This window comes from Nocardia sp. NPDC060220, from assembly GCF_042727815.1.
Classification (GTDB): domain Bacteria; phylum Actinomycetota; class Actinomycetes; order Mycobacteriales; family Mycobacteriaceae; genus Nocardia.
The window spans coordinates 1-1,338 of record NZ_JBHWZY010001283.1 but is presented as its reverse complement, the minus strand read 5'-3'; the positions used below and the strand labels follow the sequence as shown (position 1 = coordinate 1,338).

The 1,338-nt window shown below is 64.6% G+C and carries 2 protein-coding genes; both read left to right on the top strand.

Going from position 1 to position 1,338, the window contains the following annotated elements:
- The first annotated feature begins 58 nt into the window (after positions 1-58).
- Positions 59-361 carry a YggT family protein gene (locus tag ACFWF3_RS36070; RefSeq protein ID WP_056816435.1) on the top strand — a complete coding sequence of 101 codons (303 nt, stop codon included), beginning with the start codon at positions 59-61 and terminating at the stop codon, positions 359-361.
- Between the two features lie 60 nt (positions 362-421).
- Positions 422-1,279, top strand: coding sequence for a DivIVA domain-containing protein (locus ACFWF3_RS36065; RefSeq protein WP_378992599.1), 858 nt, complete (start codon positions 422-424; stop codon positions 1,277-1,279).
- Positions 1,280-1,338: the final 59 nt, after the last annotated feature.

The following is a 1,338-nucleotide window of genomic DNA, read 5'->3' as shown; positions in this document are numbered from 1 at the left end:
CGCGCACTGCGCGGCGCGGCCATTTTGCACCATGCCGATTTTGCGGCAGAGTGAAGCCGTGGCCCTGTTCGCGGTTCTGTACCTCGTGCTTTTCATCTTCTGGCTGTTGCTCATCAGTCGGGTGATCGTGGAGTTCATTCGCAGTTTCGCGCGCGACTGGCGCCCGACCGGTGTGGTGGTGATCGTCCTCGAGGTGATCTTCACCGTTACCGACCCCCCGGTGAAACTGCTGAGGCGGTTGATACCTCCTGTGAATCTTGGGGGGATTCGTCTCGATCTTTCGATAATGGTCCTGCTCTTCCTCGTCTTCATCCTGATGTCGATCGTGGGTAGGCTCGGTCAGCCCGTGACCTCCGTGTGACACAATGAATCGAGAAGACCGCTTGCTAGTTCTCCAAAAGACGCGTGAAGGGATCCTTCGATGCCGCTGACTCCTGCCGATGTGCACAACGTCGCGTTCAGCAAACCGCCGATCGGTAAGCGCGGCTACAACGAGGACGAGGTCGATGCCTTCCTGGATCTCGTCGAACAGGAGCTTTCGCGCCTGATCGAGGAGAACGCCGACCTGCGTCAGCGGGTCGCCGAACTCGACACCGAGCTGGCCGACGCCAAGAAGAACCGTGGTCCTGCCCCGGTCAGCGCCGCGAAGGCGCCCGTACAGCAGGCACCTCCTCCCGCGCCGGAACCTGTTCCGCAGCCGGTTCCCGTCGCGCCGCCCGCCCCGATGCCCGTCGCGGCGCCGGCGCAGAACAACGGCCCGGACGCGAACATGCAGGCCGCGAAGGTGCTCACCCTGGCGCAGGAGATGGCCGACCGCCTCACCACCGACGCCAAGACCGAGGCCGAGGGTCTGCTCTCGAACGCGCGAGCAAACTCCGAGCGACTGGTCGGCGACGCTCGCACCCGTTCGGAAGCGATGATCGCCGACGCGCGTCAGAAGTCCGACGCGATGCTGGCCGACGCGCAGAACCGCTCCGACACCCAGATCCGGCAGGCCAAGGACAAGGCGGAGGCGCTCACCGCCGACGCCGAGCGTCAGCACGCCGAGATCATGGCCACGATCACTCAGCAGCGCACGGTGCTGGAAAGCCGCATCGAGCAGCTGAAGACCTTCGAGCGCGAGTACCGCGTGCGCCTGAAGTCCTACCTGGAATCGCAGCTGGAAGAGCTCGAGAACCGTGGGTCGGCCGTGCCGGTCGACGGCGGCGAGTTCGCGGGCGAAACCAACGGTTCGGCCAACAGTCTGGCTCCGGCTTCCTTCGCCAAGGGCGGCAAGTAAACTGGTTCCCGAGTCGCGCGACGCAGCGCGTCGCGTGATTCGGGAATGCCCAGTTATCG